This is a genomic window from Winogradskyella sp. (assembly GCF_028289625.1).
GTDB lineage: Bacteria > Bacteroidota > Bacteroidia > Flavobacteriales > Flavobacteriaceae > Winogradskyella.
This window is the reverse complement of record NZ_JANQOM010000048.1, coordinates 1-15,740: the sequence shown is the minus strand read 5'-3', so window position 1 is coordinate 15,740 and position 15,740 is coordinate 1. Positions and strand designations below refer to the sequence as shown.

Below are 15,740 nucleotides of genomic sequence, written 5' to 3'. Positions count from 1 at the left end.
TTACTATAGTCTTTGTGATATTTTTGTTTTTCCAAGTTATAGAGAAGGATTTCCTAATGTTGTTCTTGAAGCTGGCAGCATGGGTAAACCGTCTATTGTAAGTGACATTAATGGAAGTAATGAAATTATAATTGACAACTATAATGGCCTTATCGTACCTAAGAAAAGTACGGATAAACTGTATAAGGCAATGCTAGGGCTCATTCAAAATAAGGATAGACTTCCTGCAATGTCTGAAAATGCAAGAAAAAATATTGTAGAGAAATACCAACGTCAAAACATTTGGGACGAAATGCTAAATCTTTACCAATCTTTGGAAAAGAATTAAGAGGCATTATAAACCAATTTGGAGAATGCAAAAATTAAGAAAATGAAAACAACCGGTAAATTTATTATTTCGTTGGATTTTGAACTTCTATGGGGTGTTAGAGATCTACAAACAACCGATACATATGGTGAAAATATACTAGGCGTTTGGGAGGCCTTGCCGAAAATGCTTAAAGCATTTGAAAAAAATGGGGTTAAAGCCACGTGGGCAACTGTTGGATTCTTATTTGCGTCCTCCAAAAAAGAACTTTTGAATTATTGCCCAACAAACAGGCCTAGCTATTTAGTTAAAAACCTTTCACCCTATAATGGTCATTTTGACCAATTAGAGGAAGAAGAGGAACAAGATAAATATCATTTTGCGTCTAAGTTAATCAAACTGATCCGTAAGTACCCTAATCAAGAAATTGCAACGCACACATTTTCGCATTACTATTGTCTGGAACGAGGCCAAACCAAAGAAGAATTCAATGATGATACTCTTGCAGCAATTAAAATTGCCAATAAGGATGATATTGAAATCAAAAGTCTAGTATTTCCGCGAAACCAATTCAATAACGAATATTTGGAGATTATAAAAAGCTTGGGAATAACATCATACCGTGGCAATGAGAGCGCTTGGTTTTATAATTATGAATTTGGGCAGGAAGAAAAACCAACAAAAAGAGCATTTAGGCTTTTAGACTCATATTTAAATATATCCGGACATAACTGCTATAGTTTAGAGGAAATTGGTAAAAAAGAACCGTATAATATCCCTTCAAGCAGATTCCTAAGACCATATTCGTCAAAATTAAAAATGTTTGAAGGTTTAAGGCTTCAAAGAATATTAAAAAGTATGACATATGCCGCAAAAAATGGTAAAGTATTTCATCTTTGGTGGCATCCTCATAACTATGGTACAGACCAAAAGGAAAATTTTATTTTTTTGAATAAGATCCTATCTCATTATGTCTTTCTTAAGGAGAAATACAACTTTGAAAGCTTAACAATGAATAAATTATCAGAATTATTAAAGAAAGAGCAGGTCAATGGATAAAAAGATAATAATGCTTACGGGAGGAGGCCCTTCTACAACCTTTATGTATAATGGGATTAAAGATTCTTTTGATATTTCAACAGTCATTCTTGAAGAAGGTAGTAGTATAAAGAAATTTATAAAAAGAAGAATAAAGCGTTTGGGCTATATAAAAGTATTTGGTCAACTCCTTTTTCAGACAACTATCCCAAAAATCTTACATCGTATTTCCCAAAAAAGAATTAAGGAAATAATGTCGGAATATAATTTGGAAGATAACAAAATACCAGATTCGGTAATCCTTAATGTAACTTCTGTAAACTCCAGTGATTGCATAGAGTTTCTAAAAAAGGAAAAACCAGATTTAATAATTGTAAATGGAACAAGAATTATATCTAAAAAAGTATTGAATTGTACAGATGCCATTTTTATTAATACCCATGCCGGAATAACACCAAAATATAGAGGTGTTCACGGTGGTTATTGGGCTTTGGCTAATAATGACCGAGACAACTGCGGAGTTTCCGTACATTTAGTGGATAGTGGTATCGATACTGGAGGTGTACTTTTCCAAGAAAATATTTCGCCCATAAAAAAGGATAATTTTTCAACATATCCATATCTTCAAATTGGCGAGGGTATTTTGCTGATGAAAAAGGCTATTACAAAATTTATGAGCGATGAACTAAAAGAAGTTTCTCCTAGAGTTTCTGAGAGCACACTCTGGTATCATCCGACCATTTGGTATTACCTTTCTAAAAGAATTTTTAAGGGAGTTAGATAATGAGACTCTGATTTGACTTACTCAGAGAGTTTTACGGTTGCAGAAATTATTGTTTTTATCTAAAATAATGTTATTTAGTTAAGATGTTTAAGAACTCCTTAAATAGATGGTATGGCACTTTTAAAACAAAAAAAATTGGTTTCAAAGATTATAGCTTTTTAGTACTAATCTTAATTCCAATCGTAAATGTTTTTCTCAATCTTGGTTTTATATCCGTTCTTATAAGTGTCTTATACCCCATTTTCTATTTTATAGCAATACTCATTGCAATTTATTCTCTTTGGAAAAAGGACTATATCTATTTATTTGTTCTAGGAGCGTGCCTCATCTACATAATGATTCAAGAGATAAGTATTGGTAAAAATGATTCGAATATAGACTCTACAACGATGAGTATATTAACGTATAACGTTAATGCTTTTAAAAATTCAAAGGACAATTCCAACACTGATTTGCCTTCAAAAATTGTTCAATTTATAAACGATAAAAGTCCGGACATTTGCATTTTGCAAGAGTCAACCTACAAAGTAGGCTTAAATATTAAGGCTTATGGCTATCAGTTTTTAGGTTTTAGGGATAGTCTGGAAAAATCACTTCTAACCATTTTTTCGAAATATCCAATTATTGATAATGGTTTTGTGGACTTTCCAAATACAAGAAATAATGCAATTTATGCTGATATACTTGTAAAAGAGGATACAATTAGAGTTTACAATACGCATCTACAATCATATAGATTAAAAGGAAACTTATCATTTAAAGAAATTGTTTATAATCTAAATACTAATTACTCAAAACAAATAGAACAAGCCCACATATTAAAATCCCATGCAAATAAAGGAAAGAAACCTACAATAATATGTGGAGATTTTAATGCTACAGCCTTTAGCTATCCTTACAAAATTATTAAAAGAAACATGAATTCTTCCTTCTCTTATAGGCATATAATTACAGGAAAAACCTATGGCTTGTTTAACTATCCTATGCGAATCGATCATTTTTTATATAACAATCATATAAACCTGGTAAGTCAGGATAATTTTCAATTAAAACTTTCTGATCACGAACCTATTTTCGTTAATATAACAATTAATTAAGAGTTATCTTAACAAACTTCTAATAGGCCAGCAAACAGTTAATATTGTCTTTAGGACAGTCGAATCAATTGATTTTAAATAGGTTCTTAACGGATGCTTTAGATGTTTTGAAGTTCTAAGTATTATATAAATACGCTTTAAAAATAGAATCGGGTGTTTTAGAGCATATTTTTTAAAGAACCAATTACATTCTGCAATACAGTTCAGTATAATACCTGTTGCGTGTTTGGGAGACATAGGAGTATTACTAATAGAGCCTTCGACACCTATATTGTAAATTCTTAAAACTTCGTTTATGCATTTCGTAAGATAGCCACTTTTTGCAACCAAATTCCACACAATACCTTCAGGGACAAATTTTATATTTAACATTTCAGGATTTACTCTAATACCTTTTAAAATATCCGTTCTCGTAAATCCCCATTTTTCACCCACAATTTTTTTAGACATCCAGGCATCAACAGTATCACAATAAAAAGGATCTTCGGGAAATAACTCCCCTACTAAATTTCCGTACTGATCTTTACACAAAGCTGTAACTGCTCCAACCCTTGGTTTTAAATTATCTGGTGTTTCTTCGTAAGTTCTATTATACACTTCTAAAGCTCGTGGCACACACTGATCATCACCATCAAAAGTAAGTAGAAATTCACCTTCGGCTAAATTAATAGACTGGAAGAAACAACTCATTTTATGCCTATTCTCTATATTATTTACATATCTTATATTAAGGCTCGAATCTTTTATGATTTCTGATATTACCTCATGTGACTTATCCGTTGAACCATCATTAATAATCAGCCATTCAAAATCTTCAAAAGTTTGATTAATTAGTGAATCATGCACTTTTTTTATGGATTTTTCACAATTAAACACAGGTGTAAAAACCGTAAATCTGTAATTATATTGTTGTTTTGGTTGCTTTGTATAAGTTGGTATTAAATTCTTAAAATACATAGTAACTGATTTATAAAAACTCTATTTAATACATTAATAATTATTTAAACTAAATGAACTTTTAACCAATACAGGTATTTTATTTATAGAGCAGTCCAATATAAGGCGATTACTTCAGAAGCAGAAGGTTTAATTAATATATATTTGATTTGCAAATATGTTTTTTAGTGCATCACTATTGCTTTTAGAGGTCTATTACCTCAAACAATTCATCTTGATTTTTTTTAGAAAAAACCATAACATGTTACCATATTATTAGTACACGGTCTTTCTTTCTCATCTGTTAATCATTAAATAAAACATAGTTATGAGATAATAATTTTTAATTTTATCTCATACGAATAAGTTTGAAGTCCTTGCAATAAAGTCTTAATTACCAGAATTGAAATCGTTTAAATTTACTTTTTATCGTGTTTATTTGGGAGGTCTGTTATTATTGATGCATCTTTAAACCATTGTTGAAGCGTGTCCCAAATCCCTCTAAGACATGAAATTGAGACAGTAATGTAAATTACTTAACAATTTTTATCTATGGAACCGAAAATATGGTTGTCATCCCCTCATATGAGCGGTACGGAAATGACTTACATTAAGAAAGCTTTTGATTCTAATTGGGTAGCTCCTCTTGGCCCCAATGTTAATGCTTTTGAAGAAGATTTGCAAAACTATCTTAATGATGATCGCCATGTTGCTGCTTTATCGTCTGGTACATCTGCTTTGCATTTAAGTCTTATCCTGTTGGATGTAGGCTATGGTGATGAGGTCATCTGCCAGAGCAAAACATTTTCAGCATCAGCAAATCCAATTATCTATCAAGGTGCAACACCAATATTTGTGGATAGCGAAAAGGATACTTGGAATATTTGTCCACTACAATTGGAAATTTCCATAAAAGATAGAATTTCAAAAGGTAAAAGACCAAAAGCTATAATTGCTGTACATCTTTACGGAATGCCTTATAAGGTCAATGAAGTGCATGAGGTTGCAAAGAGATATGAAATTCCAATAATTGAAGATAGTGCTGAATCTCTTGGTAGTCATTATAAAAATCAAAAATGCGGAACTTTTGGTGATTTTTCAATACTGTCTTTTAACGGAAATAAAATAATAACGACTTCTGGTGGTGGTGCTCTGGTTACAAGAACCCAAAAAGATAAAGACAAAGCAGTGTTTTTATCAACACAAGCTAGAGACAAGGCGCCTCATTACGAACATTCTGAGATTGGATATAATTATAGAATGTCCAATATAGTAGCAGGTATCGGAAGAGGCCAGATGACGATTTTAGATAGTCATGTAAAGAAACGTCGTTCAAACCATGAACTATATTTAAATACGTTCAAAAATGTTGACCAGATTTCTTTTTTACGAGAACCTGATGGTCATTTTTCTAACCGCTGGTTATCATGTATACTTTTAGATTCTCTAGAGACAAGAGAAGGTTTAAGGTTAGCATTGGAAAAAGAAAATATTGAATCTAGACCTTTATGGAAGCCTATGCACCTGCAGCCAGTTTTTGAGAAAGCACCAAGCTATACAAATGGTGTGGCTGAAGATTTATTTGATAGAGGATTATGTTTACCTAGTGGTTCTAACTTAAGCAATAACGAACTAGACAGAGTTATTTCTGCCATAAATATGTATTTTGCAGTATGCTAGAAAATTTTCTAAATAAAATATCGCAACGATACGCCTCTAAATGGTTAGTACTGCTATTTGACATCATGGTAGTTTCAGCATCATTTTTCATTGCTTATTTAATAAGATACAATTTTCAATTAGATTTTGATTTTTCAATACTAATTAAACAAATACCTTATGTAATGATTACAGCTGCAATAAGCTTAATTTCAGTAGGGTCTTATAAGGGTGTAGTTAGGTTTACTGGGTTTAAAGATATAATTAACGTTATTATTGGAGCAAACATTCTAGCAACCATACTAATATGTTGCACTTTTTTAAGTAGAAAGTTGTTTGGTGATGATAGTATTTTCAACATTTCTGGGTCAATTATCTACATTCACTTATTACTTAACATTCTGTTCTTAATTGGTTCAAAATTATTCATCAAGTCCTTATACACTCAAATTACTCAAGATGTTCATAAAACAGCAAATGTTCTAATCTTTGGCGCTGGCAATTCTGGTATGTTGACCTATGATGCCATTCAAAATGACACCAAAAGTGGATTTCAAGTGGTTGGCTTTATAGATGATGACGAACGGAAAATAGGTAAAAAGATAAACTTAATAAAGGTTTATGGCTTTGATGAAATTACATATGATTTCATAAAAAAATACAAAGTTGAGGATGTCATAATATCCATACAGAATATTGACCCGACAAGATTATTGCAAATTACTGGAAATTTGTTTGCCTTAGGGCTTAAAGTAAAAATTGTACCTCCTGTTCAGAGTTGGATTGACGGTGATTTAAGCGTTGGACAAATAAAAGAAGTAAAAATTGAGGATTTACTAGGCAGAGAACCCATTAATATTAAAAATCCAGATTTAGAAGACCAGTATGATAACAAAGTTATTTTAATTACTGGTGCAGCAGGATCAATAGGTAGTGAGATATGTAGAAAAGCCAGTCTTTATAATTATAAGAAATTAATTCTTGTTGATAATGCAGAGTCTGCATTATATGATATACAACAAGAATTTAAGCAGCAAGGGCTTAAGCATATAGATGCCATTGTAGCCGATGTAAGGAACAAGACCAGAATTGATCAAATTTTTAATCAATACAAACCAAAGATTGTCTTTCATGCTGCTGCATACAAACATGTTCCTTTAATGGAAAACAATCCTTTTGAAGCGGTGAGTGTTAATATTGAAGGCACCAAAAATGTTGCAGATGTTGCTGTAAAGCATAGTGTTGATAAATTTGTCCTTATATCTACAGATAAAGCTGTAAACCCTACCAATGTTATGGGTGCAACAAAGCGTATCGCTGAGCTTTATGTCACCTGTCTTAAAGGAAAAGGCCATAATACCAAATTTATCACGACCAGATTTGGCAATGTATTAGGTTCTAACGGTTCTGTTATTCCTTTATTTAAAAAGCAAATTGAAAAAGGCGGTCCACTTACAGTCACCCATAAAGAGATTACTAGATTTTTCATGACAATACCAGAAGCATGTCAGTTAGTTCTAGAAGCTGCTGCAATGGGTAATGGCGGTGAAATTTTTGTATTTGATATGGGCGAGCCTGTAAAGATTTTTAATTTAGCCAAAAATATGATTATACTTTCTGGTTTACGTTATCCTGAAGACGTTGATATAAAAATTACCGGTCTTAGACCAGGTGAAAAGATATATGAAGAACTTTTAGCTGATGGTGAGAACACTAAGAAAACATACCATGAAAAAATAATGATTGCAAAATCGAGATTTGTTGATATAGATAAGGTAGAAAAAGGAATCAATAAGCTTACATCAATAAACTCATTAACACAACCATTGGAGATAGTCTCTTCTATTAAGTCTTTAATTCCTGAATATATTTCTAACAATTCAACATACGAAGTACTAGATACGAAAAATAATCCAAACTTATGAACAATATCAACCCATACAATATGAAAACTCTTAACTTATTAGTACCATTTTTAGTCATTGTTATGTTGACCTCTTGCGGATCAAAGAAAAATCTTGTTTATTTTCAAGACGAACCCTTGCAAGAAAGCGTATTAGTTTCAGAACCTAAGGAATTGATATACAAACCAGATGACATTCTGACCATTAATGTCTCAGCTCTAGACCCGCAAACCGTTGCTCCTTTTAACTTAACTTTAATTCCTGGTGGTAACGCCAATGATCCACTTGCTGCTCAAGGTGGGTTGCAACAACAAACTTATTTAATAGATTATGAAGGGAATATTGAGTTTCCTGTTCTTGGCACATTAAAAATTGCTGGTCTTACAAGGACAGAATTAACAGATATGTTAACAGAAAAAATCAGTGAATATGTCAATAATCCTATTATAAATGTGAGATTATCTAATTTCACATTTACTATACTAGGCGAGGTACAAAATCCAGGTACTTTTACCATTCCAGATGAAAGGATTACTATTTTGGAAGCGTTGGGTTTGGCAGATGATTTAACTATTTTTGGCAAACGTAAAAATATACTGTTGATAAGAGAAGTTGATGGTAAAAAGAAATACTCAAAAGTTGATTTAACCTCAGTTAACGTGGTAAATTCTCCAGTTTATTATTTGCAACAAAACGATGTTATTTACGTTGAGCCAAATAAAGCAAGGATTCGTTCTTCTACTTATAATCAAAATAATGCTGTCCTAATATCGGCCGTTGGGACATTGACTACTATATTAGCGATATTTATCGTTCAGAATTAATTTTACATGGCATCTAACACCTCTTCTGCATCTAGTGCCGCAAGGCAAACCGTCGAGAATCTTTTATCTCAATGGAAACTTATTTTGGTATGCCTAATTATTGCTATTGGGTTAGGCTTTCTTAATCTAAGGTATGCTGATAATCAGTATAACGCATCAGCGACCATAAAAATTCAAGATGAAAAACAATCTAAGAAGTTACCAAGTATAGAAGAAATTTCAGGTGGTGGATTGTTCTCCGATGGTGATAAGATTAAAGATGAGATGGAGATAATCAAGTCAAGAAATCTAATCACCAATGTTGTTAAAAAACTTAATCTTAATATAAAATGCTTTGCAGAAGGAAGTATAAAAGAAAGAGAAATTTATAAAAATCCGCCGTTAGCATTGAACTTTTTTGAGAGTGATTCCGTTGTTGACAAAAAAATGGGTAATATTTATATTAAAGTTAAATCACCTTCTGAGTTTTTGTTATTTGAAGATGAAGACAAATCCTTGATGTCAGAACGCAATGAAAATAATGGTAAAAGTTGTGCATTTGGCCAAAGAATACCTAGTAAGTTCGGCGATATATTAATTACACCTAACGTTGGCAGACATGCACCGGTTATTGGTAGCAGCTATAAACTATCTGTCACTCCAGTTAGTTTTGTTGTCAGTCGTTATCAATTTCTAATAAATTTAGGTGCTGAAAAGGGTTCGAGTATAATAAAAATTGATTTAAATGACACTGATTCATATAAAGCGATAGATATATTAAATGAACTCATAGACCAATATAATAAGGATGTATTGGCCGACAAAGAAGAAGTCGTTAAAGTTACTTCGGAGTTTATAAATAATAGGCTAGAACAAGTTTCAGAGGAACTTGGTCAAGTTGAGTCAAATGCAGAATTAATAGAACAACAAAATAGACTTGTGGCTCTAAACTCACAAGCTGATATAAATCTACAGAGCAAAAAGCAACTTGAAGAGCAAATCGCAACTACTGCTACCAATATTCAAATGATTTCTTACTTACAAGAAGAGATTAATGACGAAAATAGAATTAGCGATATGCTTCCTGCCAATATTGGTATTGGGGATGGTAATACTGCCCTGATTATAAAGAGTCATAATGACCTAGTTGCACGACGCGATAAATTACTCAAAACATCAAGTGAAAAAAATCCAGTAGTAGTTCAGCTAAATAATCAAATCGAGAGCTTAAAGCAGAATTTGGAGAATTCCTTATCCAGCATAAAGAAAACTTCAGAACTAACTCTAGATAATCTCAATAACGAGAGTAACCGGGTGAGTGGCCAATTATACGTAGCACCTACTAAAGCTAGACAACTAAGAGGTATTAAAAGACAACAAAGTATTAAAGAATCTCTATATCTATATTTATTGGAAAAAAGAGAAGAATCTGCCATTCGATTAGGAATGTACACATCGAGTGCCAAGATTGTAGACTCGGCATATTCGTCACACGTACCTGTCGCTCCAAATCACATGTTTGTTTATTTGGCATCATTTATATTTGGTATTGGTGCCCCAATAGGTTTATTGTACTTAAGAGATCTCATAGATACTAAGGTATATAATAAAAAGGAGCTTACAGAAATCCTTGATATCCCTTTTATAGGTGATGTTCCAAAAACATCAAAAAAGCAAAAACTTATTAATAAAATCGATTATTCACCAAAAGCTGAGGCTTTTAGGATTATCAGATCAAATGTAGATTTTATACTAAAAGATGTAACAGGTAGAGCAAAAAGACTCTTTATTACATCTACGCAAGCGCAAGAAGGGAAATCACATACCAGTACCAATCTGGCATCATCAATATCGTTCTCTGATAAGCGCGTACTTTTAATAGAAATGGATATAAGGGTTCCTAAAATATTAAAATATCTAGGGATTAACGAAAAAGTGGATAAAGGACTCTCAGATTATATTGCGGACAAATCAATTAAGCTACAAGATATTGTTTTTAAACATCCAGAGAACAACTTTTTGGATATAATACCATCGGGAACAATTCCACCAAACCCTTCAGAATTACTTATGAGTCCAAGAGTTACCGAACTCTTTAAATATTTTGAGAACAAATATGATTACATTATTGTAGATACTTCTGCAGTAGGTCTGGTTAGTGATACTCTATTGATTTCAGATTTTGCGGATATTTTTATTTATGTAGTTAGTGCTGATAATGTAGATATTAGAAGACTTGTTGGTGTGGCTCAACCGTTATATGACCAAAAACGTCTTCCAAATATGAACTTGTTACTTAACGGTGTTAAACCAGGTAAAAAAGGCTATGGATATGGCTATGGATATGGAGATAATCCTAGTAGAAAAAAGAAATGGTATAAATTTGGAAGATAATATTTAGTTATTTACTTCTTTGCATAATTAGAGTTTACGTCTTTTCTTTTCTGCCTTTAGTAATTCTAATTCTCTATTGGTTTGACCTACAACTGAGGTATTCTCTTCTGCTCTTCTTATTAAGTATGGCATTACATCCTTAACAGGCCCAAAAGGAATGTATTTGGCAACATTATAACCTATTGCGGCAAGATTATAGCTAATGTGATCACTCATGCCATACAGCTGACCAAACCAAACATTATTATCGTTCTTATCAATCTTATATTTATCCATAAGCTCCATAGCCAAATAGCAGCTTTCTTCATTATGTGTACCAACAAACAAGGAAATTTCACCAATATGCTCCAATATGTAAGTTAATGCGCTATTGAAATTATCATCCGTAGCCTTTTTATTTTCACAAATAGGAGAAGCATACCCTCTTTCTTCTGCTCTATTACGCTCTTTTTCCATATAAGCCCCACGAACAATCTTTATGCCTACTTTAAACCCTATAGCCTTACCTCTTTGATGAATCCCTTTAAGATATTCTAATCGATCCCATCGATAGCACTGAAGCGTATTATAAACTATGGCCTTATCTGTATTGTAAATACGCATCATTTTCTCCACCAAGTCATCAGCAGCATCCTGCATCCAACTCTCTTCACCATCTATCAATACTTCAACATCCTTTTCTTTTGCTAATTTGCAAACGGCATCAAATCGAGCTACAACCCTATCCCACTCTCTCTGCTCTGACTCCGTAAAATCCACACCTTCTGTTTTCTTTTGATATAATGCAAATCGTCCAAATCCTGTTGGCTTAAATACAACTATGGGCATTGCTTCTTTCTCATCGCAGAAATGAATGATCTTTAATATTTTTTCTAGGGCATTATCAAACTGCTGCTCTGTCTCTTTTCCTTCGACGGAATAATCCAAAACGGAGCTTACCTTTTTTAGATACAGCTTATCTATTACTGGTAAACAGTCCTCCTCGTTAACTCCACCACAAAAATGATCGAATACCGTAGAGCGTATTAAACCTTCAACAGGTAAATTTGCCTTAAGTGCAAAATTCGTCGCAGCAGTACCTATGCGTACTAATGGCTGGGAAGAAATCATTTTAAAAAGAAAATAGGCACGTTCTAATTCAGAATCGGACTTTAACGCAAAAGCGATGTCTGTATTTTCAAATAGTGAGCGATTTATCATAGGCTAGAAAATAGTTAATACAAATATATTTAATCCGTAGCTTACTTTTTTATTATTTTCACAGCATTAATTCAGGAATCTTTTAAAATGAAATCCATAGATACCAAAAATGCCATAGTTCACTTTAATGATAAGGCATATTCGGAATTAAACACATATATAAAGGCTTCTAACCCTTCAAAAATATTCATATTGGTCGATACCAATACGCACGAGTATTGCCTGCCAAAATTCTTATCTCTGCTAGAATCTGATAACATTATGGTTGAAGTTATGGAAATGCCCGAAGGAGAAGACCATAAAACCATTGATATTTGTACAGGAGTTTGGGAAGCCTTATCTGAATATCATGCAGATCGCAAAAGTTTGCTGATCAATCTGGGCGGAGGGGTGGTTACCGACCTTGGTGGCTTTGTAGCTAGTACCTATATGCGTGGTATTGATTATATAAATGTCCCCACATCGTTGTTAGCTATGGTAGATGCTTCTGTTGGTGGAAAAACAGGTGTTGATTTAGGGGTTTTGAAAAACCAAATAGGTGTCATTAGTGAGGGTAGTATGGTCTTAATTGATACATCTTTTCTCGAAACACTTCCACAAAACCATATGGTTTCGGGTTATGCCGAAATGCTCAAACATGGATTAATTTATGATAAAACCTATTGGGAACGCTTATTAAATCTTGAAAGCCTAGATATTTCCGATTTGGACAAGTTGATACATGATTCCGTTATCATTAAGAACAAAGTAGTCTCAGAAGACCCTAAAGAGCAGGGGTTACGAAAAATTTTGAATTTTGGCCATACACTTGGCCATGCTATAGAAAGCTATTTTCTGGGCAATGCTGATAAAACTCCCTTTCTACATGGTGAGGCGATTGCTATTGGAATGATTTTGGAGAGCTATATATCCTGTAAGACTTTAGCATTAACTGATGCAGAACTACGAGATATTGCCAGAGGTATTCTGAAAACTTTTAGTAAAACAGAAATCAACGATGAAGATCAAAAAATTATAATCGACCTTTTAATACATGATAAAAAAAATAGTCACGGGATTATTAACTTTGTGCTTCTTGAGGCGATTGGTCAACCAAAGACTGACTGTAAGGTTACCAATAAATTGATTTTAGAAGCTTTTGTTTATTATAATAGTTTAAATCTTAATTAAAGATAGTGTTCTTCAATAATGTGAAGGTGGTGGTTTTCATGACCAGTAATTATATATCCTAGTGCACGCACCGATACAGCTGAACCACTGGCCTTACCTACCCTTTGAAGCATGTTGTCATTAAAACTACCAAATAGTGAAATTGTAGCATTTCTCACAGCTTTATACTCATCAGTAATACTCTTAAATGTTCTACTTGTCGCATTGCCATTAAGAACATAATTATTTTGTTCAAACCCAGCTAATGGTGTTGTATCACCCCTTGCGATTCGCAACGCTCTGTAAGCAAAAATACGTTCGGCATCAATAATATGTAGCAATATGTCCTTAATCGTCCATTTGTCCTTTGCATAGGCAAAACTGTACTTTTCTTCAGGAATTTCAGATAAAAATGCAAACGCTTTTTCTAGGTTGATTTGCAATCCACCTACAATATCCAAACCGACAGCTTTATCAATATAATATTTATAATAAGGATGGTATTCTGTTGCATTTAATTGATTCGATATCATATAATTAAAATAAAAAAGCCCTTAGTGTCGTTACTAAGGGCTCAAATTTATGTGCCTTATTTATAATTCATTAAAAATAGTATGCATCAATCGTTTTTTGTCGTTAATGCTCTCTTCTAAAGATATCATTGTTTCAGTTCTATACACGCCATCAATATCATCTAGCATAAATATTATGTCCTTAGCATGCATCGTATCTTTAGCGCGAATCTTACAGAAAATATTGAATTTACCAGTGGTTATATGAGCAACGGTAACATAAGGTATACTTTCTATACGCTCTAAAACAAATTTAGTCTGCGATGTATTTTGAAGAAAAACCCCGACATAGGCGATAAATGAATAGCCCAATTTTTTATAATCCAAAGTTAAAGAAGAACCCTTAATGATTCCTGCTTCCTCCATTTTCTTTACACGCACATGAACCGTGCCTGCAGAAATCAATAATTTTTTGGCAATATCCGTAAAAGGAATACGTGTATTGTCAATAAGCATATCGAGAATTTGGTGGTCTACTTCGTCTAATTTAAATTTTGCCATAATTGAATAATCTTTAAACTTTATGCAAAAATAAAGGATTTTTATTATCAATTACGTATTTAAATAGAGTTTTTTTAAGGTTTTAGTACGATTTTTTCATTATTTATTAATACGAAATCGTTTTCGTTAGTAACTTTTATCTCGGTATTATCTCCATTTTTTACGATTTGTCCGTTCGCGTCAATTTCGCTGTGACCAAAAAAATCATCTAATTTGGAAATGGCTTCAACGATCGAGACAAAATCAATTGTTCTTCCATTCAATCGTTCCGTGTATTGAATACCTAAATCAACTAAACCTGAAGTCTTGTCCGAAATGTGTGCATTTCTTATAATGATATCATAAAATTGTTTACCGTTTTCTGGTATGTCAAAATAACCGTTGTAATGCATATCGTCAGTACCACTTGAAACAACTTGCAGACCCTTGAGAATCGCAATGAACACCAAACGCCTTACCTCTTCCCTATTATAATCATTGGGTAAATGACCAGCTTCGTACAAAAGTGTTGGTACACCTAGGCTCTGAAACGTATCGCCAACACACTCTATATTAAAACCATCATCGTATCTTGCCACACCATTAGGTATTTCTCCTTGCAGTAGCTGATTAATCTCAGCAATGATGTGCATTGCGACTTTTCTGTTAGCTGTTAGACTGCGATTATCATTTTGAGCTGGCGATAAAAATGACATGGTTGACGAAACCTTAGTATCACCAACATTATAAATGCTACGTTGACCATGTAAGTTAAAACAATAATCCGGTTTAAAATCATTGAAAACAGCTCTTAGAACCTTACTTTCGGGCTGGGAAAGCCTTTGAGCGTCCCTATTCAAATCAACAGCATTGGCATTAAAACGTGTATAGTACTCTGCGCCATCTGGATTTAGAATAGGAATAGCCATGATTGTGCACGATTCCAGAATCTTATTAGGAATGCCATTATTAGTCAAAAGTAAATTAAAGCAATCAAACAAAGCCTTTGTTGTGGTAGATTCATTGCCATGCATTTGCGACCATAACAATATCCTTTGTGGTCCTGTACCAAATTGCAAACTATAAATGGGTCTTTTTTCTACAGAATATCCTATAACCGAGTATGCAGATATTGGGAACTCTTTCAGGCATTTTTCGATATCCGAATTAGTGATATAACGTCCAAACAATTTGGGCGTTTTAACTAATGAATACAAACTATTGAGATGTTCAACTTTCATTTAAAATCTTAGGCGTTACAAATGTAACTATTTGATTATTTACAATTGTAAACAATTCTATGAAATTGAATTGTTACGATCGTATACACCTAAAGTTAATATTTAGCATTATAGATAATAAAAAATAAGGTTTAGCTTAATTAACATATAAATTAATATTTAAAAATATGTAAATC

The 15,740-nt window shown here is 32.9% G+C and carries 14 protein-coding genes; 9 read left to right on the top strand and 5 right to left on the bottom strand.

The window, feature by feature from the left end:
• The 4 genes from Q0992_RS10110 to Q0992_RS10095 form a co-directional block, all read left to right on the top strand.
• Nucleotides 1-328: glycosyltransferase (locus tag Q0992_RS10110; protein ID WP_299523360.1), on the top strand; the 328-nt coding region annotated here is incomplete at its 5' end.
• 42 nt (nucleotides 329-370) lie between these two features.
• On the top strand, nucleotides 371-1,366 hold the full coding sequence (locus Q0992_RS10105; protein ID WP_299523357.1) for a polysaccharide deacetylase family protein: 996 nt from the start codon (nucleotides 371-373) through the stop codon (nucleotides 1,364-1,366).
• Nucleotides 1,359-2,129, top strand: a complete 771-nt coding sequence (locus Q0992_RS10100) for a formyl transferase (RefSeq protein ID WP_299523354.1) — start codon at nucleotides 1,359-1,361, stop codon at nucleotides 2,127-2,129. The genes Q0992_RS10105 and Q0992_RS10100 overlap by 8 nt, the downstream gene beginning before the upstream one ends.
• An 83-nt stretch (nucleotides 2,130-2,212) precedes the next feature.
• Nucleotides 2,213-3,226: an endonuclease/exonuclease/phosphatase family protein gene (locus Q0992_RS10095; protein WP_299523351.1), complete on the top strand. Its 1,014-nt coding sequence runs from the start codon at nucleotides 2,213-2,215 to the stop codon at nucleotides 3,224-3,226.
• Between the two features lie 3 nt (nucleotides 3,227-3,229).
• Here Q0992_RS10095 and Q0992_RS10090 read toward each other — a convergent pair whose 3' ends face one another.
• On the bottom strand, nucleotides 3,230-4,183 hold the full coding sequence (locus Q0992_RS10090) for a glycosyltransferase family 2 protein (RefSeq protein ID WP_299523348.1): 954 nt from the start codon (nucleotides 4,181-4,183) through the stop codon (nucleotides 3,230-3,232).
• A 531-nt stretch (nucleotides 4,184-4,714) separates the two neighbouring features.
• On the opposite strand from Q0992_RS10090, the gene Q0992_RS10085 reads away from it, so the two are divergent.
• Genes Q0992_RS10085 through Q0992_RS10070 form a run of 4 tightly spaced genes read left to right on the top strand, consistent with a single transcriptional unit; the run spans nucleotide 4,715 to nucleotide 10,922 of the window.
• On the top strand, nucleotides 4,715-5,842 hold the full coding sequence (locus Q0992_RS10085) for a DegT/DnrJ/EryC1/StrS aminotransferase family protein (RefSeq protein WP_299523345.1): 1,128 nt from the start codon (nucleotides 4,715-4,717) through the stop codon (nucleotides 5,840-5,842).
• A complete protein-coding gene (locus Q0992_RS10080) occupies nucleotides 5,836-7,746 on the top strand; it encodes a nucleoside-diphosphate sugar epimerase/dehydratase (RefSeq protein WP_299523342.1) in 1,911 nt (636 codons plus the stop codon). The genes Q0992_RS10085 and Q0992_RS10080 overlap by 7 nt, the downstream gene beginning before the upstream one ends.
• 20 nt (nucleotides 7,747-7,766) lie before the next feature.
• On the top strand, nucleotides 7,767-8,549 hold the full coding sequence (locus Q0992_RS10075; protein ID WP_299523339.1) for a polysaccharide biosynthesis/export family protein: 783 nt from the start codon (nucleotides 7,767-7,769) through the stop codon (nucleotides 8,547-8,549).
• A gap of 6 nt (nucleotides 8,550-8,555) precedes the next feature.
• Complete coding sequence (locus Q0992_RS10070) at nucleotides 8,556-10,922, top strand: polysaccharide biosynthesis tyrosine autokinase (protein ID WP_299523336.1); 2,367 nt, start codon at nucleotides 8,556-8,558, stop codon at nucleotides 10,920-10,922.
• Between the two features lie 27 nt (nucleotides 10,923-10,949).
• Here the strand turns inward: Q0992_RS10070 and Q0992_RS10065 are convergent, their stop codons facing one another.
• Nucleotides 10,950-12,122, bottom strand: a complete 1,173-nt coding sequence (locus tag Q0992_RS10065) for a proline dehydrogenase family protein (protein ID WP_299523333.1) — start codon at nucleotides 12,120-12,122, stop codon at nucleotides 10,950-10,952.
• Nucleotides 12,123-12,209: 87 nt separating this feature from the next.
• Between Q0992_RS10065 and aroB the strand changes: the two genes are divergently transcribed.
• Entirely contained in the window at nucleotides 12,210-13,292 is a 1,083-nt protein-coding gene (aroB, locus tag Q0992_RS10060) for a 3-dehydroquinate synthase (RefSeq protein WP_299523330.1), read from the top strand.
• Here the strand turns inward: aroB and Q0992_RS10055 are convergent.
• From Q0992_RS10055 to Q0992_RS10045, 3 genes are all read right to left on the bottom strand, one after another.
• Nucleotides 13,289-13,804 carry a DinB family protein gene (locus Q0992_RS10055; RefSeq protein WP_299523328.1) on the bottom strand — a complete coding sequence of 172 codons (516 nt, stop codon included), beginning with the start codon at nucleotides 13,802-13,804 and terminating at the stop codon, nucleotides 13,289-13,291. The two genes, aroB and Q0992_RS10055, sit on opposite strands and share 4 nt — an antisense overlap.
• 60 nt (nucleotides 13,805-13,864) lie before the next feature.
• Complete coding sequence (locus Q0992_RS10050) at nucleotides 13,865-14,344, bottom strand: winged helix-turn-helix transcriptional regulator (protein WP_299523325.1); 480 nt, start codon at nucleotides 14,342-14,344, stop codon at nucleotides 13,865-13,867.
• Nucleotides 14,345-14,418: 74 nt separating this feature from the next.
• Nucleotides 14,419-15,564, bottom strand: a complete 1,146-nt coding sequence (locus Q0992_RS10045; protein ID WP_299523322.1) for a M14 metallopeptidase family protein — start codon at nucleotides 15,562-15,564, stop codon at nucleotides 14,419-14,421.
• Nucleotides 15,565-15,740 lie beyond the last annotated feature (176 nt).